The sequence below is a fragment of the Helicobacter muridarum genome (assembly GCF_000765805.2).
Lineage (GTDB): Bacteria > Campylobacterota > Campylobacteria > Campylobacterales > Helicobacteraceae > Helicobacter_A > Helicobacter_A muridarum.
Map to the genome: position 1 here is coordinate 19529 of NZ_JRPD02000017.1, position 25840 is coordinate 45368.

Sequence of the window (25840 nt, forward strand, 5' to 3'; positions counted from 1 at the left end):
CAAAAATATTATTTGATTTATAGATATTTTTCCAAGACTTTTGGGATATTTATATCGCCATTTGATTGCTGAAAATTCTCCATAATAGCTACCAATGTCCTGCCAACTGCTAGGCTAGATCCATTTAGGGTATGGGCTAGAATATTATTGTTTCTATCCTTGTAGCGAATCTTAGCTCGCCTGGCCTGAAAATCTCCGCAATTTGAAATAGAACTAATTTCTCTATAACAGTTTTGTCCTGGTAGCCATACTTCTATGTCCACAGTATTTGTAGCAGAGAATCCTATATCCCCACTACATAGCTGTACTAGTCTGTGTGGTAGTTCTAATGATTCCAAGAGTTTTGATGCATTTTCAATCATTTTTTGCTGTATTGCCTTGCTTTCTTGTTGTGTAGTTATTGCTACTAGTTCTACCTTGTCAAATTGGTGTTGCCTAATAATACCTCTTGTATCTTTTCTAGCACTTCCAGCCTCTTTTCTGAAACATGGCGTATATGATGTAAGCATTATTGGTAGAGATTCTTTTGGAATGATTGTATCTTGGTATAGATTTGTTAGGGCTATCTCAGAGGTTGATATTAGATATAAATTATGTCCTTTTGATGTATTTTTGCTATTTTTTGGTTTGGCTTGATTAGCTTCTGTGTCAATCTCGTCATCATAGAAACTCTCCAATTTAAACATATCATCTGCAAATTTTGGTAATTGCCCAGTCCCAATCAATGCCCTTTCGTTAACTACAATTGGCACGGAGCATATTTCAAATCCGTTTTTTGCATTGAAGTCTAACATATATGATATTATTGCTTGGTTTAATTTAGCCCCCATGCCTCTTAGCACAGAGAATCTGCTCTTGGCAAGTTTTACTCCGGCTTCCGTATCTATCCATTTGTTTTGTTTTGCCAATTCCCAATGTTGTTTTGGAATAAAATCTAACTTGCTGGGAGCTAGAACTTTTTTTATCTCTATATTGCAACTTTCATCTTTACCTATTGGAGTATTTTCGTCAATTAGATTTGGAATCTTTAGTAACATTTGTTCTATATCTATTACTTGGGAATCTAAAATCTCCTTATTTTCTTTAATAGATTCTTTTAGATATTGTAATTCTTTCTTAAAAGATTCTATGCTTTGTGGGTTTCCGCTTTTATTTACTAAGTGGAAATCTTTTGAGAGTTTATTTTGTTTTGATCGTTGTCGTTCTGTTTGAGCCTTTAGTTTTTTATGTGTATCTACTTTTTGCTTAAGATTATGTAGTATGTCTTTATTTATACCTCTTTTGGCTAGATTATTTGCCACGAACTCAAAGTCATTAAGTAAAATCCTTGTGTCTATCATGATTTAATGCCTTAAGACTAAAATAACTAAAATATATTATACCAATAAATTATGTTTGATAAAATGTTTTTTTGTTAAAATAACATGTTTTATTCTAATAAAATAATTAAGGAACTATCGTGATAAGCAATATTGATAAAACTACATCGCTTCACCTCAATAATGAAGCTCAATTCCTGTGCTTTACTCTAGAGGATAGCGATGATGAGAAAAGTAACCAACTTTATGCGATGAATGTTTTTAAGATTCGTGAAATTATCTATTATGATGGTGAGTTAACTGAAACAGCCGGAGAAAATGATGGAATCATACTTGGATTTTTAACTGTTAGAGGAGAGAGTATTCCTCTTGTTGATATGCGCAGATGGCTTTATTTTAACAGCAGCAATCCAAAGCAAGACTTAAGGGAATATTCTGTAGATAGCATTAATAGTAAAAATCTAGTTGTAATATGTAACTTCTCTCAATGCACTGTTGGGTTAAAGATACTTGGCGTTAGAAGAATTATTCAAAGAAATTGGGATTCTGTAATAGTTGGTAGTGAGTATGGCTTTGATGGCAATAATAAAATTACAGCTACCACAAAGTTTGATGATGGCTCGGTTGTACAAATCATGGACGTAGAGAGAATGATAGTTGATGCTTTCCCAATATTTTCAGCTAACCATGAACTACAGTTGGATAGTTTAAGCTCTATTAAGAGCGATAAAGTGGTTCTCATTGCCGAAGATTCTAAGCCTGCGCAGCATTCTTTGCAAATCATCATGGAGAGACTGGAATTGAAGTATTTTACATTTCCAAATGGCAAAGCATTGTTAGAATATCTTAGTAGCCCTGGGGTTATCAATACTGTTGGTGCTATTATAACTGATTTGGAAATGCCCTTAATCTCTGGTTTTGAGGTGCTAAAGCATATTAGAGACAATGAGAACACAAAGAATATTCCAGTCATAGTAAACTCTTCTATGTCCAATGATTCCAATATCGAGAAAGCACATTCTCTAAAAGCTAATGCCTTTATTACTAAGTCCAATCCATCTGAAATTGAAGATGCTTTGAGAAAGGCTTTAGCACTTTAAATTCCTTGTAAAATTAATGAAACTTAGCATCTAATTATTATTAGATAGATATTTAGAATATAAGAGAGAGTAATGCAGACAAAAGAGTGCTATCGTGAATATATCAAATCTCAAATCACAAAGCCAAGAATCTGGCATATTTCCATTAAAAATCTTAGAAATTATGAAGATTCTAATATAAGCAACTCTATTTATTCTAAAGATTCTTGTAGTTTGAAATCAAAGTCTTGCTCTAGCAATTTTTCACATTCTATTGCATATCCTAGAGATAGGCTTATTGAACGTAAGATACATCATATTATAGAATCCTATACAAAGCCGTCTTATGTTAAATATAACAATAATGGGAAGTTAAGCTTTGTTCGAACAAATCATAATGTTCTACATATATTGATGTATTGCGCTATTACTTCTGAAGTTCGCTTGTATAATTTAATCAATTCATTACGCAAAAATAAGAAGTATTATGTGTTAGTCCCTAAAATTATGAAAAATGACTTTAAAATAGTAAAATTTAATTTGCCTTTAATAGTTGGTCGCTTTGGCATTAAAGAACCAAATAGCAGGTTATCATATAAAATTGATATGATAGATATTGCAATAGTTCCAGTTTTGGGTGTAGATAAGAATTTTAAGCGTGTTGGATTTGGGAAGGGTATGTATGATAGATTCTATGCTAAACTTAGGTTCAGGCCTTACACTGTATTTGTAAGCAGAAAGCAGTTTATTTCTAATGTTGCTTTATGTTGTGATTATGATATACATGCGGATGTATACGTGAGTGGAAAATGATAGATATTATTGCTTGTTCTATGCTTAGCTCTTTGTGTTTTGGATTGATTGTATTTTTTATTGTAAAAAAACTTATTTTATCAAGAATGCTCATTGCATTAAGTTGTAGCAATGACAAAATTCTTACATTGGAATCAAAAATTAAACAACTAACTTCTTCTTTGAATGTAAATGTAGCCCCTACACTAAAACAATCTATTATTAGTGATAAAATACACTTGAATGATTCTAATACCCAACTAGAAAAACAGTTATCAATAAAGCTACAAGAAGCAATTGATAATAACAATATTATAGAAAAAGCTAAATTAGATATATTACGCTGTAAGGAAGAGCAAGAAAAGATTCTAAACCAATATAAGGAACAAAAGCATGAGTTAGTTTCCATCTTACAAAATTATACTTCTCTAACAAAAGATGAAGCAAAGTCTATTCTTTTGAGGCTATTGGAAGAGGATTTATGTCAGCAAAAATCAAATTTAATACGAAGATATGAGATGGAGGCTATAGAGGAGGCAAAGAATAGAGCAAATTTTATTATAGCCCAAGCCACTACGCGTTTTGCTGGTGAATTTGCAAGTCAGAAATTTGTTAATGTAATTAATATTCCAGATAATGAAATGAAAGGTAGAATTATAGGTAGAGATGGTAGAAACATTCGTGTTTTTGAGATTGTAAGCGGTGTAGATATGATAATAGAGGATGGTTCTAATTCAATACTTCTTAGTTCATTTAACTTATACCGTAGGGCGATTGCAACTAAAACATTAGAGCGTCTAATTGAAGATGGTAGAATCTATCCTACAAGAATCGAAGAAGTGTATGAAAAAGTCAAGAATCAAATGGAAGATCAACTTATTCAAGATGCTGAAACCATTATACAAGATTTAGATATTGGATCTGTTCATATTGAGTTAAAAAAACTAATAGGGAAGCTTAACTATCGCGCTGGATTTGGTCAGAATGCGCTAGCGCATTCAATAGAGGTTGCCAAGATCGCTGGAGTAATTGCATCTGAACTTGGAGGAGATGAGAAACTTGCTAGGAGAGCCGGATTGTTTCATGATATTGGCAAGGCTTTAACGGATAAGCATGGCGGCAATCATGTGGATTTAGGAGCGGAAGTTTGCTTACGTTATAATGAACACTCAGTAATCATTAATGCAATCAGAGCTCACCATGGACATGAAGAAGCCAAAAGTATAGAGTGTAGTGCCGTATGCACAGCTGATATTTTGAGTGCAGCTAGACCTGGTTCTAGGCTTGGGGTTCTAGAAAACTATATAAATAGAATAAATGATTTAGAAAAGATTGCTATGCAGAAATTTGGCGTAAAACAAGCTTATGCTGTTAATGCGGGACGTGAGATTAGAGTGATTGTTCATACAGAATTAATTGATGATGATAAATCTGTTGTATTAGCAAAGGAAATTGTTGATGATATTAAAAAACATATTCAATATCCTGGCGGAATCAAAGTTAATGTAATTCGAGAAGTTCGAGCTGTTGAGTTGGTATAAACGCAGGATTTATTATGAGGACCATGTTTATCTATATATCTATCTTGATAGCTTTATTTATGATGATAGGTTTTATACCTGCGCTTCGCGAATATGCTATAAATGTTTCGTTTGGGATTAAAGAGTTTTATCTTGAAAAACAACAAAATATTACATTGTTTATTGATGATCACATCAATCAAGCAAATCAAATCAAGAAAATGCGAGAGCAAGTTATAGATTTGGAGAAGCTTAGTATTGAATATAAAGCATTATATTCAGATTTTGATAATCTGCGCTATTCGCTAGATATTGAAAAACACTATGAAGATCCAGATGTTAATTTAGTCAAGGTATTATCATATGCTAATCTTGGTTCTTATACTAAGATTTGGATTCTCTATAATCAAGAAAAAGATCCAAGAAAGATATTTGGTATTGTTAAGGATGGCTATGCTATAGGTATTGCTAAGGTAGTTAATAATCATTTGTTAGGGCTTCTTAATGGCGATCAAGATTGTAGTTATAGTGTTTATATAGGAGAGAATAGAGTTCCTGGTACAGTTAGAACATTATCTGATGGATCTATTGTTGTAGATTATATTCCTGCATGGCAGAGTATTAAATCAGGCGATAGAGTAGTTACTAGTGGGCTTGATGGAATCTTCTTTGAAAAAGTTGATGTAGGAGTAATTGATAATATTCAATTGCAAGAAGCATATTTGCGAGCCGAACTTAAACCCTATTCATTTAGCAATCGTTTGAATTATGTGTGGCTAATAGACACCAAGATTCCTCAAATTACAAGACTAAATCCTGACTACACAACACAAGATTATAAGTAGTATAGATTTTTCACAGTAAAATACATAACTACAATTTTGTAATATCTTTTTTATAGGAGGTTGTATTGAAATTATTGAATAGTTTGAAGCTACAAAGTAAAATTGTATTTTTAATTTCTATTCCTATGATTGCTTTATTGTTTTTTATGTTTTGGCAATTATACAAGACATATGACCTCCTTGCACAGAATAAGGATTTGGCAAATCAAATAGAGATTTCTAAATATTTGTCATTGCTAGTGCATGAGATGCAAAAAGAACGTGGAATGAGTGCTGGCTTTTTATCTAGTAATGGAGTTCAGTTTGATGCAGAATTACAAGAACAAAGAAAGTATACAGATGAAAAGCTAGAATCGCTAATAAGATTTATAGAGTCAACTTCTGGTTTGAATTATAACTATATGCAGGCTTTGCAAAATGGACTTAACTTACTATCAAAATTGCCACAAGTTCGTAATTCTATGAATTCTGATAATAAAAAAGATATATTAGGTGATACAGTTGGATACTTTACGCAGAGTATTTCTATGCTGCTTGATACATTGTTAGAATCTATTAAAATTATACCAAACTTTAGAATCTCAAATGAAGTATTAGGCTATGTTAATTTTCTTTATGCCAAAGAGATGTCTGGGCTAGAGCGGGCAACCGCTAATGGAATATTTAGTGCAAATATTCCAGCAAACACAAGTCAATACAATAAACTAATCAATCTAATAGCCAAACAAGAAGTCTTTGAGAAATTTTTCTTGTCATTTGGTGATAGCCAAAGTGTGCTCTTGTTTCATAATATTTCAAAAGATTCTAGCTTTGAAGATGTGCAATCTATGCGAAAGGTTTTGATTGATAAATATCTAGTAGGTAACTTTGATATTAATCCATCAGCTTGGTTTGACACAATTACAAAGAAGATTGACCTACTAAAGCAAGTAGAAGATAATATTAACTTGAATCTAGCAAAACACATTGAGCTTGAGATTGCAGATCACACTTACTACTTTATATTTATTATTATATGTGAAGCGTTGCTAATTAGTATTACTTTAGTCTTATCATTTTTGGTTGTTCGAAGTATTTGTAAAAGATTGCAAGATGTTAATAAAGAGCTTGAATATATTATAGATAGCAAAACTTTCACAGGTAAGATTGCAGTCATAGCAAATGATGAAATAAGTTCCATGGTGAAGTCTGTAAATGCATTCATAGATTATATGCAGCATACGCTGAAAAGAATCTTTAGCCAAATAAAAAATAATATTGTCATTTCAAAATCTTTAAGTAATATTTCTGTTGATTTGGATTTAAACTCTAAAAAAATCAAGGAAATAAGTTATAACAATACGGATTTAAGCCATTCTAGCAGACAGATATTAGATGAAAGTATAGCCTGTGTCAATCTCTCTAGGGAGCTTCTTGATGGAGTATTAAAAAATGTCTCTGATACCAAAAATGCAGTTGATGTTATATATGAGCATGTTCAAAATAGTATGCAAGATGAAGAGAGTAATGCAATCAAGATGCAATCACTATCTACAGAGGCTCAAAATATACAAAGTGTTTTAGATGTGATTACGGATATAGCAGACCAAACAAACTTACTAGCATTAAATGCGGCAATAGAAGCAGCAAGAGCAGGTGAGCATGGGCGAGGATTTGCTGTTGTAGCAGATGAGGTAAGGAATTTAGCAGAGAGAACTCAAAAGAGCATTACAGAAACCGAATCAATTATTAAAAATATATTGAAATCTATTGTTGAGATAAATGAGGAAAGAAAGAGCAATCTACAATCAATGCATACTCTATCTAGACGTTCTAGTGATATGCAAAGCAATGTAAATAATCTATCCTCAGTAATAGTTAATGTAGTTGATCAATCGTTAATGAATCTAAACAATATTAATAGAATAAATGAGAATACTACAAGCATACTTGAGAATGGTGAGAAGATTGCATCGTGTGTAGAGGATTTATTAAATATAAATGATTCTATGCAAAAGTCTTCGAGTGAGCTTAATAAACAAACTGTTGATTTAAATCAATTCTTGAGTATGTTTAAGGTTTGAATATTGTATTTAGAATTATTTTTGTGCTAATATAATTCTGCATATGGTGTTTTTATGTCCAAATTCTCTATTTGTGGGTGTTTAATTGCTGCTCTGATGTATGTTCTGTTCTATTTCCTTTATTGCTATTTGCATACCTTTAAATATTAGTGTATTGTCAAATATTGCATTTTCAAAGAACTTTGCAAAAAATTTACCATCACCTCCTGTGAAATAAATTTTTTTTGTTTGTGAAGTATGCCTTATCATGAATAAAATGCTTTTTAGGATTCCAAAGCTAATGGCATCCTTTGTATTTTGTGGTGGAGAATATAAATTCACACCAAAGTTTAGAGTGGCATCTAATGACGGTGATATGCTCTTGTATAAATTTTGATACGTGCCAATTCCTGGTAGTATATAGCCTCCAATATGTTTATTATCCTCTACAATGTCAACTGTGATAGCACTTCCAGCATCAATTATTATGCCATCACTTATTGCCTTACAGGCTGCTTTTCTATCAATACCTAAACCTTTGTATGAGGTTGAAATATCAATGTATGGAGCAAGATTAATGCATTTCTTATGAGAATCAAGTAGCCTTTTTTCAAAACTTGTATTCACACTGATATAATAAATAGGAATATGAGGTTTTTTTAGAGTAATGTCATAGGGATTTTCTCTCCATATCTTACCTGAATAATAAAAATGTAGGAATGAATTTCCAATATCACATAGAATAACATGAGACATTGCTTATTCTCGTTTTTTTGATGTGGAATCTACTTTTTCATCTTCAGATTTATATTTTTCCTTAGATTCTTTTTTTGGTTTTCGCTCATAGAGCTTTGTGTGGTAGTTTTTACTAAGGTTTAGTTCCTTGTTATTAATGAAGAATGTATCTTTATTATAAAATATTGTTGCATTCTTTTTAAATCCGCTTAGTTTAAATACATCATAATTAAAGTTGTTTAAGTCTAAAGCAATTAAGAATCCTCCATTGCTTTCAAGGGTGTATAGTTTATTGTCTTTTATGATGATTCCATTTAGATTAGCATATGGAAGCTTTGTTGATTTGATTATGGCTAGTGTTTTATCAAGCTGATAGATGATTCCATTTAGGTTTAGCGTATATATGAAATTACCATCAAAGTATACATCTCGAAGCTCCATATCAATGGAGTATGATTCCCCCCGAATAAGAGTGTATATCTTTTTTGGTGTTGCACTAATTAGCTCATCTTTTTCAACCTTGAGATATATAATGTTGTTTAGGAATTTTTCTGTATTTACTATTATATTACGAACAATTTTTTTTTGCTTTATATCCAATGTGCTAAGCCTACCATCAAGGGTTGGGAATATTACCAATGTATCTAGGAAAATTGGATTAGCATTTAATGATGATATTGCATATATTGATTCTGACTTTTCTTGAAATATCATTTGTTTAGCCTCTATATCATAGAGGAATAATGTATTATCTGCCAATATCCCAGCTACCATATTATCTTTCTTGCTAGCTGATATAACGCAGATTTGTGTATTAATGTGAATTGCTTTAGATTCTTGTGGCTCAATTGTGTTTGTATCTTGTTGTAAATTATATGGAATTATATCTATTCCCGCGCAACCATTTGTTGCAATTATCTCTGAATCATCTTGAAATAGAACGTTTTGATTAGAATATAGTTTGATAAATCTAGCATTATATAGAACTGCTTTATCATTCTTCAATCTTGCATTAACTCTTGTAGCTTGAGTTATTGGTTTTTCTAAGGTGGAATTGAATTCAATTTTACCGTTTGTGAATTCTGGTTTAAAGTATTTTTTAGAGTTACAACCTACAAATATTATTGTTAGAATAATCGCTAAAGCAAATATGACATTGTGGTTATGTTTCATTATTCTGTTAGCTTTTATGTTATTTATATGGCAAGTTAAATTTTTCATAAATTCCAACCCACTACTATTATTCTTTTATTTGGCTAGATTCTACAATATCTTTATCCATTCCTACGCCATAATGTATAAGCTCTCTTGCTGTCTTAAGCACATATTGATTATTCTCTTTTGGAGTAATAGAATCTAATAATTGATGCGCTTTTTGGATATTATTATTTTGCATATATATGTATGCTGCTTGAAGCGTTAGTCTATCCTTTAGTATATCATTGTTATTTAGTGTGTCTTTATCCTTTTTGTTTAACCATTTTGATTGAAACGATTCCATGGATTTTAAGTCTTGTGATATGACCGTATATTGGTATGTAGCTAGAGTTGCTATTAGCTCATTTTTTGATTCTGTTAGTTTTTTTAGTTTAGAGAGATTCTCTTCTTGTAATAATTGCGCATTAGATAGCCTTTGCAGATTTGTGTAGATATAGAAATCATATAATGACGGGGCTATGATTTGCAATTCTGCTTCTAACTTTTTCTGCTCATTACTTGTCTCATCGCTAGCTGGAATTTTATATAATTTAGAGAGTATTTGGTTTGATTTCTCTCTAGTTTGCTTGATTTGATAGGAGCTAATTGCATAGAATATTATTACAAAGCTAACCACAGATATAACCATGAAAAACAATACTTTATATTTTTTATATAGCATCTCTAGACGAAACGCGCTAATTATACTGCTTTGATCTTTTGCTAATTTATCTGTAATTTTTTGTAGATTATTTTCTAAAGACATTGTGTTCCTTGAGAAATGTATGAGGCTTCCAAATAATAGCAAAATAGTTTTAAATATTAATGTAACGACTATTAATTTTGGATGCAAAATCATTATAATTGTTGTTTACTCATAACTTAAGATAAGTTATTTTATTGAAATTTTTTAATATCAAAGATATTAGCATCTTCATTTCTATGTTAGAATTTTAATAGCTTAAAAATAAAAAATAAGGAGTGTTTGTCATGAAGTTGAAGTTATCTCTCTTATTAAAGAAAGGTTTTTTTGCTACTTTGTTGTTGGGGTTTTGTTATGGGGCAAGTGATCATCACGCTCATTGGAGCTACAGCGGCGAGAGTGGTCCTAAGATGTGGGGTGAGTTAGATCCTAGCTATTCTGCTTGCAAAATGGAGAAATTTCAATCTCCGATAAATATTTTAGATTCTAAGACTACAAAATCTAGTGCAAATTTCATATTAAAAAACGCATATACAGTGAATTCAAAAGATATTGTAAATAATGGGCATACGATTCAAGTGAATTTCAATCCGGGGAATTCTTTGGTCTTTGATGGGGTAAGCTATGATCTTGTTCAATTACATTTTCACACACCTTCTGAAAATCAATTAAATAACAGAAGTTTTCCAGCTGAAGTTCATATGGTTCATAAGGATTCTAGTGGGAATCTTCTTGTTGTAGGTGTATTTATTAAACAAGGGAATACAAATTTAGCCTTACAATCAATCTTGAAAGCAGCACCTAACAAGCCAAATACAAAAATAGACTTTAAAGATATATCTTTAAGCTCATTGCTTCCCCAAAATATAGCTTACTACCAATTCCAAGGAAGCCTTACTACTCCTCCTTGTAGTGGCAATGTTACATGGGTTGTTATGAGGGATTCAATAGATGCTTCAAAGTCTCAAATACATGCTTTAAATGAAATTATGAAGGATAATGCCAGAGATGTGCAACCACTAAATGGCAGAACCATAAGTATAAGCTATTAAATTTTATTAATCTAAATCTTTCAACTTGATAGATATTAGGCTAATTTATGTTTTAATATATAGCAATCTCATTTATGGAGTGGCAGTAAAGTCTTATCAAGCATACTTGGATAATGCTTACTATTTAAAATGCATATTAGTTGAAAACTCTATAAAAGGCTTGATAGGGACTAGCTAGGGCTAGCATCTCCTTATCGCCTTTAGTATCTCCATATACATATATGCTTTTGAATGATGCTAGGTTGCAATATTCTCTTATTCGCCTCTCTTTTTCTTTTCCATAGCAATTTGGGCTTGCTAATTTTCCTGTTAGTTTATTATTTTTTACCTCCATTTTTGTTGCTAGTAGCTCTATATTTAATGTGTTGCAAAATGGACGTAAATATTCTTCAAAGCTTGCTGAAACCATAATCACTCTATGCCCGCTCTCCTTGTGCCAATGAATCTTTTGCAATGCTGAGTCCTTGCAAAAATTTTTTAGTATGGCCGTAAAGTCATTGCATTTTGTATTGAAATAATCTATATCCATATTTTTTAAGCAAGATGATAGAATCTTCTCCTTTGTAGTTGTGTTGTCTTGCATTTTTAATTTATATAATATTAATGATGGCAGATTCTGAATTATTTTTATAATAAATTTTTTACCAATCATGAATCTTAAGAATAATGCAAATGAATCTCCTCTAGTAATGGTTCCATCAAAATCAAAAAAAGCTACTACCAATCTATACTCCTTTAAGTTTCTTATTCATTATACTAAAGCTTTAGTAGGTAGATAATGATATTATATATATAAAAGCTAATAGCCATAATTAAGCTAGCAAAGTAAGCCAACTTATTATATATAGCAAATAGGCTTAATATAATATATGAGGTAATTAACCATATGGGGGTTGTTACTTGTGATAGTAAAAATTCGTGCGTCATTGTTTGTTCAATTATAAAATCGAAAATATCGCCAAATCCTGTAATATGCATGAAAATCAATAATGGAAAAACCAGAGGAAATATAATGCCAAGAGGTATTGAAATCAATTGCATTGGCGAGAAATATGGAAAAAATATATGTGTTATTGGAATCATTTGTAAGAATATTATTAACATAAACAATATTAATTTAAAGAATAATTTTAGTAGTTTTAATGAATTTAATTCTTTATTTGAATTATCTAAAGATTTGGTAGTTGAGTATCTTTGAGATTTTATAAAGTATTTGATAAACAAAAATATATAAAATACTCCAGAGATAGATAAGATAAATCCGATGTTAAATATTAAATTTGGATTAAGTGCAATGGCAAGTATCACACATAAGAAAAGATTCATCATATTTAAGATTTTAATTCCATTAAACATCATAAAAAACCCTATGCAAAACATGATAAATGCTCGAAGAAAGCTAGGTTGAAAATCAATTAACCACAAATAAATAAAGCTAAATATAAGTCCTAATAACCCTAAATCATACATAGCGTTGCGATAGCAAAAATATCGATGTAAACAAAAATATATTGGTGTGATAAATAATAAAAATATTCCTAATAGGGCACTTAAATGAAGTCCGCTAATAGCTATTAGATGTGATATACCGAGCGCAATAGCAGCTTGGCGTACTGAGCTATCTAGTGTTTCAGCGAAGAATAGGGTGTTGTATAAATTTGCTATAAGCGGATTTTTATGTTGAGACTGTATAAATTTAGTTAGACTTGATTTTATTTGCTTTTCTGGGAGAATATTAAAACTTGAGTGATAAATTTTACAACTTTTTAAGAATTGCCAAAAGCTACAATTATATATCTTTCCATAAACTATTGCTTTCATTCCTTTTAGATTCTTAAATTTTCCCCTATATATACCATAGTAAGTATTGCCAAAATTATCTTGGAATCTAAATGTTTCGCTTGAGGTCTTGATTTTTGACTTTGACTTTGGTTTTGAATAGTGATTAATGATTCTAGCTTCAAAAGTTCGTCCATCTTTTAACTCTTGAAATATTTGATATTTGTTATACAGATTAATACATAGGATTATTAAGAGAAAAAGAATTAGACAAATATAATGTCTAATAGGGATTTTTATATCAAAATATATAGCTTTGCTATGGCGGGTATTTAGATAGTATATATTTTGTATTAATTCCCAAGCTTTTATTAACAGAGTTGCCATCTCTTGCTTTATAATCGCTATATATTTGTTAATCGGCATTTAACATATATTTATTGCTGATTAATAGAGACAAAATCATGATATATTCATGATTTATAATTATTAGTACTTCATTTGTTTTTAGGTAATTACCAGCTAAAGCTTCCCCCTATGCGGACATTTGCATATTTTGGAGCATTATATCCGAAGTAATTCACCCATTTAGTTCCGAGCTCTGCTGCAATATCTAGGAATCCTAGGATATTTATACCTGTAGTAAATATGATTCCATTATCCTGCCTAAAGTCGTATGAAACACCACCCCTTATATCAACAATACGATAATCAAGTTTGAATCCTCCACCAACAACCTGTGAATACAATCCATCATTGCTATAATTAAGCCTTTCGTTTGGCAGTATATCAGCATCAAATGCTAAAGAAAACCACTTTCCATTATATGCTACACCAGCACGATATTGAGGCTTTATTAAAATTGTTGGAGCAGTATTAAACTCAAACTTAGGAGAATTAATATTTTTTACTACAAGTCCTAGTGATACCTCTTGGTTATTTCCTATTCTATGTGAAAATAATGCTCCAGCATCAATTCCAGCAGTCCCTGAATATTGCACTAAGTTTGAGAAGTTTTTATTAAATCGCATAGTTGCATTTAGAAATTGCTCATGATATAGGCTTGTGCCTAACATAGCTTTAAGGGCTACACCTAAACTAAGATCATAGTTACCAAAATTAAAATTATATGCATAACCAACTGGCAATTCTGTAACTGTAACGATTGAACTTACAATTTTGTGCACATCACCATCATCTACTGCTTTCATAAGTGAATACTTATCATGAGTATCTTTATCTGATTGCTGTAAAGTGTATCCATTATCTGTTATTTTTAGTTCATAGTAACCTTGGGAATCTCCAAATATTAAGCGCACTTTTTCTTTATTTGCTGCTAGTGCAACACCTGCTTGCACAGTGTTAAAGATTCCTATTGCCATACTGCCATATTTCTCTTTTAGGGTTTCGCTAGAAAATTGTATTACAAAACCATTTTGACTTACTAGGTTGATATTATTATCCTTAAATACTTTAAATATCGTATCTAAGTCCTTCATAGCAGCATCAAGAGCACCATTGCTCCCAGACTTTATAGTTACTTTAGAGACTTTGCCGTTACTTACATCAAAGTTACTCCAATCTACCGATCTAGCAAAGTCGCTAAATACATCTTTTAGATCTTGAGGCATGTTTGAATTTTGCACTTCTTTTTCTAAGTTTGTTGCCAATGTTGAGTGGTCAGTTGTGTGTTTGCCGCTGTATTCTTTCCACAATTTATCTAAATCAGTTTCATTAGTATTACCAATTGTTTTTTGCAATGCTTCTTTAAGCACTTTATTTAGATTGTCAGTTTGATTTGCTGAACCATTACTTGGATTGTTTGTAATTGGGTCTTTGGTTATTTCTTTATTCCCTCCAGCCATTTGATTGCCAACGCTATTTAGGGTATCAAACATCTTGACGAAATTTAGATTCGTTAATTTGTCAAGATTGTGTTGGCTAAAACCTATGCCAATGCTATATCCTATTCTAGTCCTAGTGTCTGATACTATCAATGCAGGATTGTAATATAGACCAAAAGGACTTTTAAGGGCAACTCCAGCACCACCCATTGATGCTGATACGTTACCCATAGTTCCAAACTCCATAGCGTTTAATAATGTTGCACTAGCAAATAAGCTAGTTAATATGAATGGAGTTTTTATGTTAATCTTTAAAATTTTATTTTGCAGTTTCATAATTCTTCCCTCCCTAACAAAATTATTATGAATGAATTTTAGCATTAATTTTAAAGATTTCAACTTTTGCAATATATTTTAAATTAAAAAAACTTAATTATTGTTACACTTTGATAATACTTTAAATATAATTTTATATTACATAATCATTAGATTTGTTAGGTATATTTAAGATTTTAATATTTTGCTTTTTGGCTATAATAAAATGCTTATATCAGTTATTAGTGGATTCCATATTCACTAGCTTAAGGAGACTATAAATATGAACTACATCCCATATGTTATTGAAAAAACTGGTCGGGGGGAGCGCAGTTATGATATTTACTCACGATTATTAAAAGATAGGATTATTATGCTTAGCGGTGAGATAGATGATAGTGTGGCTAGCTCTATTGTAGCCCAGCTTTTGTTCCTAGAGGCAGAAGATACACAAAAAGATGTTTTTCTTTATATTAACTCACCGGGTGGAAGCGTTACTAGTGGATTTAGCATATATGATACGATGAATTATATCAAGGCAGATGTTTGCACCATATGTGTGGGACAAGCGGCATCTATGGGCGCATTTTTGCTTAGTTGTGGTGCAAAAGGTAAGAGATATGCTCTTCCTCATTCTCGCATTATGATTCATCAACCATTAGGCGGAGCAAGGGGACAAGCAAGTGATATTGAGATTCAGGCAAAAGAAATTTTAAGATTAAAGGATATTATTAATGATATTCTAGCTAAAAATACGGGACAGAATATTAAAAAAATAATACAAGACTGCGAAAGAGATTTTTATATGAGTGCTGATGAGGCAGTAAAATATGGAATCATAGACAGCGTTATGGCTAGACATTGAATTTCCTTAGTTTATGTGCTTATATAACAGATAGCACAATTACTTATTTAATTAGGAGAATATTATGTTGATTAGTTGTATAAAGAGAGCATTCACTTTATTTATTTATTGTGCTGCTTTATATGGTTTTTGTTTTGCGAGGGGTAGCGCGCTAGACTTTGTTAATGAAAGCACTAAGTTATTTACTAGTGGTGAGAAGAGATATTATTGTAGCGGAGATTCTAAATTTGCTTCATGTGAGTTTCTGCCCATTGGGGATGATGATTTTAATATCAATAACTTAGTATTAGAATTGAAGTATCCAAACCAAGATATGATGACAAGCCTAGTCTCTGGTGAGTTTAACTCATATTTGTCTAACAACTTTTTGTTCCCTAAATCCTTTGTTTGTGAAAATAGCACATATCTAAAAAAAGATACTAATGTATTAAAAAGTGATGCTAGTTGCACTATTAAATCAGAATCAATAACTATGAACATTGATGTGAGTTCTTTTGTAGTTTCGGATATATTTAGATATAAGGATATTTATTTTATTCAGCTATCCAATACAAAAAGACTTATAGAATTTCAAAACCGTTTAATTCAATATATTGACAATAGCGAAAATTTTGGTTCAATTGGGGTTTTATATGAAATTTTTGATTGGTTAAACTATTATAATTTGGGAATCAAGGAAATAAAGATTAATATACATGCTCCAAATTTATCTAATTATTTCCTAGATGAGAATATTAAACGGTATGACAACAAAACACAAGCATATCAGGCATATTATAGTAATTTAGAATTTTTGCTAGCATCATATAAGTATAGTGTGAATAATAATAAAAAACTAAATTCAATAAGCAGGAAAAACTTAGACAATATATTATCTGATTTTGCCAAGTTGCTTGATCCTAACTCACATAAAAGAAGCATAAAAATATTGGTTCGTGGAAGTGAAAATGAGACAATTAATCTGGGTCAATTTTTGATTATGTCTTTTTATGGGAATAATTTTATGGATAATTTTTATTCTATGCTTAATAAATATGATATTCGTTCTGTAACGCATTGGTAATATTTTGCCATTGCATGGCTCTAAATCATGAAGTCTAAGTTTTAGAATCAAAACTCAATCTTTTATTTGGTATCGGAATGTAAATAAGTTTTTATTTTGTCTGATTACTCCCTTTCTTAGCTTAAATTTTATTAGAAATTACTTACTTAAACGATTCTTTTAATATCTCTAAGGCTAGTTTTGCTGCTTTTTGCTGGGCATTTTTCTTGCTACTTCCACTCGCTTGAGCTATTTTTTTCCCATTTACTGTAACTTCAATCATAAATGTTTTTTCATGATCTGGACCGTCTTCGCTTATTGTTACGTAATTTGGAACACATGATGCATATTCTTGTGTGAATTCTTGCAGGGCTGATTTATAATCTTCAGAAACCATTTGTTCGCTAATATTAAACTCTTGTTGCATAATTGGATAGAAAACCCTCTTTAGTTCATCTATACCCGATTCTAGATAAATAACCCCCATTAATGCTTCGAAAGCATCGCTTAATATACTGGGTCTATTTCTGCCGCCATTGTATTCTTGCGATGGAGATAAATATATATATTCTCCCAAATTGATAGAGCATGCCATTTTGAAGAATGCAGTTTCGCTTACCAAGCTTGCTCGCATTTTAGATAAACTACCTTCTGATTTATCTTTAAATTGATGAAATAGGAATTCTCCTACAATTAAATCCAACACCGCATCACCTAAAAACTCTAGTCTCTCATTATTGAAATTCTTTTTAACTGACCTGTGTGTTAGCGATTCTCTAAGCAATTTTTGGTTTTTAAAAATATAATTAAGTTTTTTTTGGAGACTTTCTATATTACTATTATAATGGCTCAAATTATCTCCTTAGTTTTTAAGATTCTTAAATTGTAACAAAAAATATAAAATTACATTTTTGTTATAAATCTATATATACAAAAAAAATACAATTTATCAATTTTTATAGTGAGGTCCATAATGCATTTTGATAGTTGTCAAGATAATAATTTGAATAAAAAAAAACGCGTTTTAATTAAGTTTTCAGGTGAAGCATTATCTGATGAAAATGGCTTTGGAATTGATTTAGATGTTCTTAAGTTTATTGCTCAAGAGATTAAGGGGCTTTATGAAGAGGGTTTAGAGATTGGAATAGTTGTTGGAGGAGGAAATATTATACGTGGTGTAACTGCCGCGCAAAGTGGGCTGATTAAGAGAACGAGTGGTGATTACATGGGTATGCTAGCCACTGTAATTAATGCAGTTGCGATTCAAGAGGCATTAGAAAGCTTAGGGCTTTGTGTGCGAGTGCAAAGTGGTATTGATATCACAGAGGTATGTGAAAGTTATATTTATAGGCGGGCTATAAGACACCTAGATAAGGGTAGGATTGTAATATTTGCCGCAGGAACAGGGAATCCTTATTTTACAACAGATACAGCGGCTGTGCTCCGAGCTATTGAGATTGAAGCGGAAGTTATAGTTAAGGCAACTAAAGTAAATGGCGTATATGACAAAGACCCAAATAAATTTAAAGGTGCAAAATTACTTGATAGATTAAGTTATGATGATGCTCTTAGAGATCATATCAAAGTAATGGATGATACAGCTATAGCTCTAGCCAAAGACAATAAATTACCTATTATCGTTTGCAATATGTTCAAGTCTAAACATTTAATAGATGTTTTGGTTCATGGCAGAGGGGAGTTTTCTCGAGTTGGATAGTTGCTATAGGTAATCTAGTTTATACTTGAATTGATTTTATTTCTAATTATAGAAATCAATCAAATTCTAGATTTAATACTTAAGCATAGTGTTATCAATAATTGTAATAATTTGGCTTAGCTATGTATTGCAATTTAAGTTTAATTTAATTCTATTTTCTAGTATGAGAGCTTTCCAAATAGCATAAATCCATGATTTCCAGCAACAGTTTCAACACTAGATGATGCAAAAGAATATCCTGCACCTATATCAAATCCTAATACAGATCCCTCATCGCTTAGTCTTTTTTGTCTATATGCTTTGTAAAAGCCAGTTAGACTAAGTTCGCTATATGTTCCAGCTCCAAGTAAAGCTTGCACCTCAAAAAATCGATGCTGCATCTTACCAAATATATAGAATGTTAATGTGTTGCCAACATTATAGTTTGCACCATTTAAAAATCTTCCATAGAATCTATTTCTATCATTGATAGTAAAAAATCTTGCATTTTGGTTGCCAAATATCCCTCTAAAGCCAGCTCCCATTGATATAGAGTAATCTACATATTGTTTACCTTCTTGATTTGTCCTTTTGCGAGTATATTTAAGTTCCTCATCGATTATAAAAAATCCTAATATATCATCTGCTGTTGTATTTGGCGTTAATCCATTTCCATATTGAAATACCCCATTTCCAGTTGTAAAAGATTCCCATGCCTCATTGACTTCGTATCTTAATCTGCCTTTTACTCCGATTTGGAAAAGCGGATCAAGTTTTACTGTGGTTGTAGGGTTTGTAGCTGGTGCTTTTGTGTTTAGCAAAATCCAAGGGGCAAAAAAGATTCTATGTTTTGTTTTGCCAAGTGATTTATTGTAGTCTGCTCCAAGAACAAACACTTCTCCACCTAGTTTAATTTTTCCACTGCTAAAATATGGTGCTAAAGAAGCCAATTCAGAGCCTATTCTACCAGGCAAGAATCCATTATCCAAGAATGAATTAATATAGCTAAACCACATTCTAAACGCAGATACGTTATCTGGAATCCATTGTAGACTAACACCTTGTAATGGTCCATTAAGAAAGTCAGTGGTTCTTATAATAGTTTTTCCTTTATCTACATTATATCTACCAGCTACCAGTTTAAAGCCTCCATTTTTATAGGCTACATATATGTCAGACACATCACCATTGGAGTTTATCCCTATATTGTTGAATGGGAATAGAGCCCATACATTCCAAATACCAGCTGCACCCATACCTACATTCCAATTTTCATTCAAGCCAAAATTTGCCATAATATGAGCATTTAACCCAAAAAGACCGGGAGCATTATTGTTGCCTGTGAATGCGCCATTATTGCCGAAATATCCAAGGCTTAATCTTCCGTGAGTGGTTAGATCTATCTTACTATCTTGAGCTTGACTTATTGTAGTTAAGATGCTAATGCTAACACTTGTTGCAATGAACAGGTTGCGAATCTTATTCTTCATAATTATTAACTCCTAATTATATTAATAAATTTCAAAAATTATATATATGCGGATAATTGTTTTATTGCTAACTATATAGTCTTGTAAGCTTACATATACATAAATATATTAATGTTAATATTATACAATATTTTTTGTATTTTATTAAAAATTATAAATTATATATATATTAATGCTGTATACTTACAATATTAATAATAATTTGAATTATTTGGTTAGATTATTATTTGAGGAGACTCTCAATTTGCTCTTGTATTACTGCTTTGCTTTTTGGTTCAACTAGTCTTTGCCCAACTTCCTTGCCATCTTTGTAAAAAATTAGTGTTGGAATTCTTTTGATATTTAGAGTATCTTTAAGCTCTTCTTCATTGCTAAAATCTACAGCAAAGAATTTTATATTATCGTATTCACTTTCTAATGTTTCCATTATCGGTTGAATGTGCCTGCAGTCTGGACACCAAGACGCACCAATATCAACTATCGCTAAGCCATTTGATATAGAATCGAAGTAATTTTCTCGTGTTAATTCAAGCATGTTTATTCCTTGTTATTTAGTTGCTATATTTGTATTGTAAGCTAACTTTATAAATGCTTAAATAAATATTGATTTAATAATTAATTGGTATCATAATAGTATTTATACAGCTTATTATTTTAGTATGAATATTTATTGTGGTTATTGATAAAATAATATATTGATTCTCAGTTTACATTGTGTATTATGGCGTGCTCGGAGGGACTCAAACCCCCGACCTACAGGACCGCAACCTGTTGCTCTATTCAACTGAGCTACGAGCACATTATACTTAAAGTATTATAGCTAAAAATTATCAACTATTGTAAATAATTAACTAAATGGATATTAAGTATCAATGTTAAGTTATTGTAAATTAATATTTTGCTATCTTTGATATATCCTAGCTAATTAATAAAAAATTAACAATCATTAAATTGCCATAACTTATGTAGTTATTAATGAATTACTAGCTTCATCAAATGTATTTTAATTGTTTTCTGCACTTTTATGCTAAAAATAAAATAAATATAGAAGGTAGAATCTTAAAATATGGTATTGGATTCTAGCCTATAGCTAAAACTTAAATATAATCTAACAAGTTTAGTAATATAACTAAAATACTGAAGTCTAAAGCTAATACATTGTAGCAAGCTAATATTATCTCTTTGAGAACTGAGGACTTCGTCTTGCTTTTCTTTTACCATATTTTTTACGTTCTACAATTCTAGCATCTCTAGTAAGCAAACCTGCACTTTTTAATGTTTTTCTAAAAGCTTCTCTATCAAGATTATTTAAGGCTTTTGCAATACCGCTTCTTAAAGCTTCAGCCTGTGCTGAATATCCACCTCCAAGTGTAGTGGCATGAATATCAACAGATTTATCTTGATTTGTTAGCACTAATGGTTGCATGACTTTCATTTTTATGGAATCATGTCCGCCTAGCCATTCGTCTAAGCCTATGCCATTTATAACAAGTTTGCCTGTGCCTGTTTCTAGATAAACCTTTGCTATGGCTGTTTTTCTTTTTCCTGTTGCATAAACCTTGTTCATTTTTATCCTTTATTCTTTATTTGAATTAGCATTAGAATCTGCTACTTGGGCTGTGTGTGGGTGATTTTCACTAACATAAACTTTTAGTTTCTTAAGCATTGCTCTGCCTAATTTTGTCTTTGGCAACATACCTCTAACGGCAAGTCTGTATAGTTTCTCTGGTTGCTTTTCCAACATTTCGCCTAATGTCTTTGACTTTGTGCTACCAAAGTAGCCAGAATGAGTAAAATACTTTTTATCGTTTAGTTTATTGTTGCCATTAAAGCTAACATCTCTAGCGTTAATTATTACTACAAAGTCTCCACAATCTAAATTTGGAGTGAATGTGGGCTTATGTTTTCCGCGTATTAGTATAGCAATCTCTGCTATTAGCCTACCAAATACCTTGCCTTTTGCATCGATTACAATCCAATCTCGCTTTATTTCAGATTGCTTTGGTGTTTTTGTTATTTCCATAATAAAACCTTAACTTGTTTTTAAATCGAGAATTGTATTTATCTATAACTTACATATAGCTTAATTTAAGCAATATTTTATATTTTGAGAAATTTGCATTTAAGTTTTAACTCTTTAATTTCATCATTTACGTCTGAATCCCATACTATTCCACTTCCTACGCCATATCGATAAAAATCCTCATTTTTATATCGAATCAATGTGCGAATAGGAATGCTAAAGACAATTTTTTTGCTTGATACAACACCCATAGCTCCGCAGTAGATTCCCCTTTTACGGCACTCTAATGCTTGTATGATTTCGATTGTTTTAAGCTTTGGCGTACCAGTTATTGATCCGCATGGAAAGATTGCTAAGAAAATATCTAGTAGCTTAAATGGCTTGGGTAGCTTTGCTTGTATGGTAGATACCATTTGATGCAATGTTCTATAGCTATGAATGGTAAATAATTTTTTTGTTTTTATGTTTTTTGCATTATATATACGGCTTAAATCATTTCGCAATAGATCTACAATCATTATGTTTTCACTACGATTTTTATTATCTTGTTTTAGTTTTTTCTTTAATTCTTTATCCTTTTTTTTGTCAATTTTGTGTTTTTTAGAATCTTCTATTCCCCTGTTTATTGTCCCTTTCATTGGCTTGGTTGTAATTTCATTACGTTTTATTGAGAAAAAAAGCTCTGGAGAGAAAGATAGAATTGTTAAAAATTCGTTATAAAAGAATGCTTTATATGGTGCGTTTTGTTTTTTGCATAGTGCTTTAAATAGTTTTAGACCTGATTTTAGTATTTTCTTATCTATTGTTGATTTATTATGTCTATTTAAGTTATTAGTATGGGGCTTATTTGTAGCTAATAAAATTTCTTGCGTGTAATTTACTTGATATGTATCGCCTTTTGCAATATGCTCTTTTATTGCAGAGAAATCCCTTTTATACTTTTGTATGTCAATGTCGCTTATTATGTTTAGATTCTTTACCCTTAAGTTTTGCTTATTCTGTTTAAAGAATATTTTTGAAACTTTCTCTCTTTTTTCAAATAGCCTGAAATAAGCAAGTGGTTCTAGCCTCTCTTTATGTATTAAACAAGTATTTTTGTATATATCATCAAATAATGCTTTGTCTTTTGTTTGCATGATTATGCCAGCTTCATAGGACAAGTATCCTACAAAGTATCCAGTCCCTTTTGTATCTATATGCTCTTGCAATGAGGCAAAGCATGATAATAATTCTTGATAATTAAAAGCTGCTATGGTTTTTATTGGATTAAGATATATATGTTTGCCATATATGAACATATTATTAAATCTCGCAATAGAATTCTAGATTCATATAATAAGCCACATATTATAAGCTTACACGAGAGCTAAAAGCTCTAGCTAGAGAAAAATGATCTATATTGTCTAAGCTCACATTTGATGGTACACCTTGGGCTATTCTACTAAATGTTAGACCTAGATCTCCTAGTTTTTCTTGAATGAACATAACTAAAACATCACTTTGCAATGATGGGCTAAATGCAAAAATAACTTCGCTAATTTGTTCGTGACGGATTCTATTTATAAGCTGACTAAAATTGTAATTTTGATAGTCTTCTATAACGCAATATACTCCGTCAAACTCTCCTATGTTTTCTATTAAAAATACATCTTTAGGATGAGAAACTATACACAAAGAGCCATTTTTGCGAATTGAATCTGCGCATATATGACAAATTTCTCCATGGCTTAATGCTCCGCATACATCACATTTTTGCACGTCTATAATGCAATCATGTATGGCTTGGGAAATTTGCAATCCTAATGGAGCATTATCAACTGTTAGTGCGTAAGCCATTTTCATTGCACTTTTCTTACCTATGCTTGGAAGTTTCTCTAGTGCCTTTACTAATGTATCAAAGCTAAATAATTGATGTTGATAATTTTTCATGCGGGGAATTCTAGCAAAATTTTTATGTGATTTTATTAAATTGTCTTTCTTTTACTATAATACAATGTTTTAGATTCTTAAGTTTTTTGAGTAAGGAGATATTTTGTCTTTTAATATGGATTATTATGAAATTCTTGAAGTAAGCAGAGATGCAGATCATGAGACTATCAAGAAATCTTTTAGAAAGCTAGCACTCAAATATCACCCTGATAGAAATCCAAATAACACAGAAGCTGAAGAAAACTTTAAAAAAATTAATGAGGCATATGAGGTCTTAAGCAATAATGAGAGAAGAGCAATTTATGATAAATATGGCAAAGAAGGTTTACAATCTCAAGGGTTCTCAAATGGAGCTGGATTTGGTGATATGTTTAGCTCTATTTTTGAAGATTTTTTCAATATGGGAGAATCTCGTCAACAAGAATACTATGCTTTTGATCTAGATTATGTGTTGCCTCTTTCGCTCACATTTAAGGAAGCTGTATTTGGCTGTCAAAAGACCATTAAAACCAAATACAAGAGTTATTGCAAGTCATGTAATGGCACAGGGGCTAAAGATGGCAAGATGCAAGATTGCAGTAGATGCAATGGGAAAGGTCGTATTGTTATGCAACAAGCCATCATACAAATGCAGGTTGCTTGTCCTAGTTGTAATGGAACAGGTAGAGTTATTGTGCAAAAATGCGATAAGTGTCTTGGTGAATGTTATGAATTAGTAAAAGAGGATATAGTCTTAAATGTTAGGGCTGGTATTGATAATGGACATCAGCTTATTTTTCGTGGCAAAGGCAATGAAGTTAAACGTGATTTAAGGGGTGATTTATATTTCCAAGTTCAAGTTCAAAAAGATTCTCATTTTGTCCGACATGGTAATGATTTGCATTTGGAAGTTCCTGTGTTTTTTACTACAATTATCTTAGGAGGTAGAATAGAAATTCCTACATTAACTGGTAAGGCGGAGTTGAATATACCTGTAAATACCCCTGATGGTTATCAATTTGTATTTAACAATGAGGGTGTGCAAGATATAAATAGCACTAGAAAGGGTAGATTGGTTGCACAAATTAAAATTACTTATCCTAATGATATTAATGAGGAGCAAAGAGGGTTAGTTTTAAAATTACAAGATAGTTTTGGTGATAATAGTAAGCCTTATAAGGGTTTTATTGATGAATGCTTTGATAAGGTCAAGAATTGGCTTAATAAAAAGAAATAATGATTATTTATTTTTTAAATACTTGGCTTTCCTTATTTATATTGCTTTAGCTTTTATTTAATAGTTAATATAATGTTTGGGTCTTAGGAGATTTTATTATTATCTGAATCTATTTATCATATTCTAAGCAAGAAAACTCTCGCCCCAAGAGATAGGGTTGAATTACTTTTTGTTAGAAATATCTAAAACTCTAATAGGTCACTTTCTAGCTCTCCTTAGCTATGTAATGGAGTTAGAGCAATAGAAACTAGCTATCGCTTGTTTTTCCAGCTTCGCATAGAAACTAGCTATCGCTTGTTTTTCCAGCTTCGCATAGAAACTAGCTATCGCTTGTTTTTCCAGCTTCGCATAGAAACT

General features: G+C 31.2%; 24 protein-coding genes and 1 tRNA gene. 10 read left to right on the plus strand and 15 right to left on the minus strand.

Going from position 1 to position 25840, the window contains the following annotated elements; translation table 11 throughout:
• Nucleotides 1-17: 17 nt before the first annotated feature.
• A complete protein-coding gene (serS, locus tag LS73_RS07170) occupies nt 18-1340 on the minus strand; it encodes a serine--tRNA ligase (protein ID WP_034558634.1) in 1323 nt (440 codons plus the stop codon).
• Between the two features lie 119 nt (nt 1341-1459).
• On the opposite strand from serS, the gene LS73_RS07175 reads away from it, so the two are divergent.
• The 5 genes from LS73_RS07175 to LS73_RS07195 all read left to right on the plus strand — a co-directional run bounded on the left by LS73_RS07175 (nt 1460) and on the right by LS73_RS07195 (nt 7618).
• Nucleotides 1460-2419 (plus strand): chemotaxis protein, encoded by a 960-nt coding sequence (locus LS73_RS07175; protein WP_104692199.1) that lies wholly within the window; start codon nt 1460-1462, stop codon nt 2417-2419.
• Between the two features lie 72 nt (nt 2420-2491).
• A complete protein-coding gene (locus tag LS73_RS07180; protein ID WP_052089823.1) occupies nt 2492-3211 on the plus strand; it encodes a 5-formyltetrahydrofolate cyclo-ligase in 720 nt (239 codons plus the stop codon).
• Nucleotides 3208-4731 carry a ribonuclease Y gene (rny, locus tag LS73_RS07185; RefSeq protein WP_034558638.1) on the plus strand — a complete coding sequence of 508 codons (1524 nt, stop codon included), beginning with the start codon at nt 3208-3210 and terminating at the stop codon, nt 4729-4731. Before LS73_RS07180 ends, rny begins: the two co-directional genes overlap by 4 nt.
• Before the next feature lie 14 nt (nt 4732-4745).
• Entirely contained in the window at nt 4746-5555 is an 810-nt protein-coding gene (gene mreC, locus LS73_RS07190) for a rod shape-determining protein MreC (RefSeq protein ID WP_034558641.1), read from the plus strand.
• Between the two features lie 146 nt (nt 5556-5701).
• Entirely contained in the window at nt 5702-7618 is a 1917-nt protein-coding gene (locus LS73_RS07195) for a methyl-accepting chemotaxis protein (protein ID WP_052089869.1), read from the plus strand.
• Between the two features lie 81 nt (nt 7619-7699).
• Here LS73_RS07195 and LS73_RS07200 read toward each other — a convergent pair whose 3' ends face one another.
• From LS73_RS07200 to LS73_RS07210, 3 genes are read right to left on the minus strand one after another with little or no spacing between them, the layout of a single operon-like run.
• Nucleotides 7700-8353 (minus strand): type III pantothenate kinase, encoded by a 654-nt coding sequence (locus tag LS73_RS07200; RefSeq protein ID WP_034558648.1) that lies wholly within the window; start codon nt 8351-8353, stop codon nt 7700-7702.
• Between the two features lie 3 nt (nt 8354-8356).
• Nucleotides 8357-9553 (minus strand): hypothetical protein, encoded by a 1197-nt coding sequence (locus tag LS73_RS07205; RefSeq protein ID WP_052089825.1) that lies wholly within the window; start codon nt 9551-9553, stop codon nt 8357-8359.
• A 19-nt stretch (nt 9554-9572) separates the two neighbouring features.
• Complete coding sequence (locus LS73_RS07210) at nt 9573-10295, minus strand: hypothetical protein (RefSeq protein WP_052089827.1); 723 nt, start codon at nt 10293-10295, stop codon at nt 9573-9575.
• A gap of 224 nt (nt 10296-10519) precedes the next feature.
• Here LS73_RS07210 and LS73_RS07215 point away from each other — a divergent pair, with 224 nt between their 5' ends.
• On the plus strand, nt 10520-11284 hold the full coding sequence (locus tag LS73_RS07215) for a carbonic anhydrase (RefSeq protein WP_052089829.1): 765 nt from the start codon (nt 10520-10522) through the stop codon (nt 11282-11284).
• A 136-nt stretch (nt 11285-11420) separates the two neighbouring features.
• On the opposite strand, the gene LS73_RS07220 is transcribed toward LS73_RS07215, so the two are convergent.
• From LS73_RS07220 to traF, 3 genes are all read right to left on the minus strand, one after another.
• Nucleotides 11421-12008, minus strand: a complete 588-nt coding sequence (locus LS73_RS07220) for an HAD-IB family hydrolase (protein WP_034558650.1) — start codon at nt 12006-12008, stop codon at nt 11421-11423.
• 32 nt (nt 12009-12040) lie between these two features.
• Entirely contained in the window at nt 12041-13450 is a 1410-nt protein-coding gene (locus LS73_RS07225; protein ID WP_034558651.1) for a ComEC/Rec2 family competence protein, read from the minus strand.
• A gap of 128 nt (nt 13451-13578) precedes the next feature.
• Entirely contained in the window at nt 13579-15243 is a 1665-nt protein-coding gene (gene traF, locus LS73_RS07230; RefSeq protein WP_052089830.1) for a conjugal transfer protein TraF, read from the minus strand.
• A 262-nt stretch (nt 15244-15505) separates the two neighbouring features.
• Between traF and clpP the strand changes: the two genes are divergently transcribed.
• Nucleotides 15506-16087 (plus strand): ATP-dependent Clp endopeptidase proteolytic subunit ClpP, encoded by a 582-nt coding sequence (gene clpP / locus LS73_RS07235; protein ID WP_034558653.1) that lies wholly within the window; start codon nt 15506-15508, stop codon nt 16085-16087.
• 64 nt (nt 16088-16151) lie between these two features.
• Entirely contained in the window at nt 16152-17150 is a 999-nt protein-coding gene (locus tag LS73_RS07240; RefSeq protein ID WP_034558655.1) for a hypothetical protein, read from the plus strand.
• A 142-nt stretch (nt 17151-17292) separates the two neighbouring features.
• Here the strand turns inward: LS73_RS07240 and rnc are convergent, their stop codons facing one another.
• Entirely contained in the window at nt 17293-17982 is a 690-nt protein-coding gene (gene rnc, locus LS73_RS07245; RefSeq protein ID WP_034558657.1) for a ribonuclease III, read from the minus strand.
• A gap of 120 nt (nt 17983-18102) precedes the next feature.
• Here rnc and pyrH point away from each other — a divergent pair, with 120 nt between their 5' ends.
• Nucleotides 18103-18846 carry a UMP kinase gene (gene pyrH, locus LS73_RS07250; RefSeq protein ID WP_034558659.1) on the plus strand — a complete coding sequence of 248 codons (744 nt, stop codon included), beginning with the start codon at nt 18103-18105 and terminating at the stop codon, nt 18844-18846.
• Between the two features lie 158 nt (nt 18847-19004).
• Here the strand turns inward: pyrH and LS73_RS07255 are convergent, their stop codons facing one another.
• From LS73_RS07255 to recR, 7 genes are all read right to left on the minus strand, one after another.
• On the minus strand, nt 19005-20315 hold the full coding sequence (locus LS73_RS07255; protein ID WP_034558661.1) for a hypothetical protein: 1311 nt from the start codon (nt 20313-20315) through the stop codon (nt 19005-19007).
• A 223-nt stretch (nt 20316-20538) separates the two neighbouring features.
• Entirely contained in the window at nt 20539-20850 is a 312-nt protein-coding gene (locus tag LS73_RS07260) for a thioredoxin family protein (protein WP_034558663.1), read from the minus strand.
• A 187-nt stretch (nt 20851-21037) separates the two neighbouring features.
• Nucleotides 21038-21114, minus strand: a tRNA-Arg gene (locus tag LS73_RS07265).
• 375 nt (nt 21115-21489) lie between these two features.
• The gene (gene rpsI, locus LS73_RS07270) at nt 21490-21882 is read right to left on the minus strand and encodes a 30S ribosomal protein S9 (RefSeq protein WP_034558665.1); all 393 of its coding nucleotides are present in this window, start codon (nt 21880-21882) and stop codon (nt 21490-21492) included.
• A gap of 9 nt (nt 21883-21891) precedes the next feature.
• Nucleotides 21892-22338 carry a 50S ribosomal protein L13 gene (gene rplM, locus LS73_RS07275; protein WP_034558667.1) on the minus strand — a complete coding sequence of 149 codons (447 nt, stop codon included), beginning with the start codon at nt 22336-22338 and terminating at the stop codon, nt 21892-21894.
• Between the two features lie 77 nt (nt 22339-22415).
• On the minus strand, nt 22416-23636 hold the full coding sequence (locus LS73_RS07280; RefSeq protein WP_052089832.1) for a chorismate-binding protein: 1221 nt from the start codon (nt 23634-23636) through the stop codon (nt 22416-22418).
• 49 nt (nt 23637-23685) lie between these two features.
• Complete coding sequence (gene recR / locus LS73_RS07285) at nt 23686-24267, minus strand: recombination mediator RecR (RefSeq protein WP_034558669.1); 582 nt, start codon at nt 24265-24267, stop codon at nt 23686-23688.
• Between the two features lie 103 nt (nt 24268-24370).
• On the opposite strand from recR, the gene dnaJ reads away from it, so the two are divergent.
• A complete protein-coding gene (gene dnaJ, locus LS73_RS07290; protein ID WP_233708802.1) occupies nt 24371-25483 on the plus strand; it encodes a molecular chaperone DnaJ in 1113 nt (370 codons plus the stop codon).
• Nucleotides 25484-25840: the final 357 nt, after the last annotated feature.

Excerpts from the sequence above, each read along its gene's own strand:
- serS (WP_034558634.1), bottom strand. The coding sequence starts at position 1,340 with ATGATAGACACAAGGATTTTACTTAATGACTTTGAGTTCGTGGCAAAT.
- LS73_RS07180 (WP_052089823.1), top strand. The coding sequence starts at position 2,492 with ATGCAGACAAAAGAGTGCTATCGTGAATATATCAAATCTCAAATCACA.
- rny (WP_034558638.1), top strand. The coding sequence starts at position 3,208 with ATGATAGATATTATTGCTTGTTCTATGCTTAGCTCTTTGTGTTTTGGA.
- mreC (WP_034558641.1), top strand. The coding sequence starts at position 4,746 with ATGAGGACCATGTTTATCTATATATCTATCTTGATAGCTTTATTTATG.
- LS73_RS07195 (WP_052089869.1), top strand. The coding sequence starts at position 5,702 with ATGTTTTGGCAATTATACAAGACATATGACCTCCTTGCACAGAATAAG.
- LS73_RS07200 (WP_034558648.1), bottom strand. The coding sequence starts at position 8,353 with ATGTCTCATGTTATTCTATGTGATATTGGAAATTCATTCCTACATTTT.
- LS73_RS07205 (WP_052089825.1), bottom strand. The coding sequence starts at position 9,553 with ATGAAAAATTTAACTTGCCATATAAATAACATAAAAGCTAACAGAATA.
- LS73_RS07210 (WP_052089827.1), bottom strand. The coding sequence starts at position 10,295 with ATGTCTTTAGAAAATAATCTACAAAAAATTACAGATAAATTAGCAAAA.
- LS73_RS07215 (WP_052089829.1), top strand. The coding sequence starts at position 10,520 with ATGAAGTTGAAGTTATCTCTCTTATTAAAGAAAGGTTTTTTTGCTACT.
- LS73_RS07225 (WP_034558651.1), bottom strand. The coding sequence starts at position 13,450 with ATGGCAACTCTGTTAATAAAAGCTTGGGAATTAATACAAAATATATAC.
- traF (WP_052089830.1), bottom strand. The coding sequence starts at position 15,243 with ATGAAACTGCAAAATAAAATTTTAAAGATTAACATAAAAACTCCATTC.
- clpP (WP_034558653.1), top strand. The coding sequence starts at position 15,506 with ATGAACTACATCCCATATGTTATTGAAAAAACTGGTCGGGGGGAGCGC.
- LS73_RS07240 (WP_034558655.1), top strand. The coding sequence starts at position 16,152 with ATGTTGATTAGTTGTATAAAGAGAGCATTCACTTTATTTATTTATTGT.
- pyrH (WP_034558659.1), top strand. The coding sequence starts at position 18,103 with ATGCATTTTGATAGTTGTCAAGATAATAATTTGAATAAAAAAAAACGC.
- LS73_RS07255 (WP_034558661.1), bottom strand. The coding sequence starts at position 20,315 with ATGAAGAATAAGATTCGCAACCTGTTCATTGCAACAAGTGTTAGCATT.
- LS73_RS07260 (WP_034558663.1), bottom strand. The coding sequence starts at position 20,850 with ATGCTTGAATTAACACGAGAAAATTACTTCGATTCTATATCAAATGGC.
- rpsI (WP_034558665.1), bottom strand. The coding sequence starts at position 21,882 with ATGAACAAGGTTTATGCAACAGGAAAAAGAAAAACAGCCATAGCAAAG.
- rplM (WP_034558667.1), bottom strand. The coding sequence starts at position 22,338 with ATGGAAATAACAAAAACACCAAAGCAATCTGAAATAAAGCGAGATTGG.
- LS73_RS07280 (WP_052089832.1), bottom strand. The coding sequence starts at position 23,636 with ATGTTCATATATGGCAAACATATATATCTTAATCCAATAAAAACCATA.
- recR (WP_034558669.1), bottom strand. The coding sequence starts at position 24,267 with ATGAAAAATTATCAACATCAATTATTTAGCTTTGATACATTAGTAAAG.